This window comes from Mesorhizobium sp. M7A.F.Ca.MR.362.00.0.0 (genome assembly GCF_004023175.1).
Taxonomy (GTDB): Bacteria; Pseudomonadota; Alphaproteobacteria; order Rhizobiales; family Rhizobiaceae; genus Mesorhizobium.
This window is the reverse complement of record NZ_RZTF01000940.1, coordinates 1-381: the sequence shown is the minus strand read 5'-3', so window position 1 is coordinate 381 and position 381 is coordinate 1. Positions and strand designations below refer to the sequence as shown.

Here is a 381-nt window from a genome sequence, read left to right as displayed (position 1 = left end):
GCCGCCTCACGCGGCCTGCCGCAGGGTGTCGCGATCTTCTATGCCGCCGATCTCTGGCCTGGCCTCCTGCTGTGGGTGATGGCTTCGGCCTGCTTCGTCACCGTGCATGCGGCGCTCTGGACAAAGCATCCGGGGAAGGGAAGGGCGGTGCGGTATCTGGCGGCGGCGGTGCTGATGGGGCTGCCGCCCTTCGGCATCACCGGCTGGGCGCACCCTATGACGGCGGCGGGCGTGCTCTTTTCGGGATGGGGATGGTGGGGCCTTGCCGCAACTGCGGCCAGTATCGCTATGATGACATCGCGATACTGGCCGGCAGCTGTCATTGCCGTGGGAGGTTTTTGGCTCTGGTCCGCCGCAACGTGGACAGAACCTTCCCTACCG

General features: G+C 66.7%; 1 protein-coding gene. It reads left to right on the top strand.

The window, feature by feature from the left end; genetic code table 11:
- Positions 1-381, top strand: a 381-nt coding sequence (locus EOC06_RS38610) for a nitrilase-related carbon-nitrogen hydrolase (protein ID WP_281062151.1), incomplete at both ends; no start/stop codon positions are given.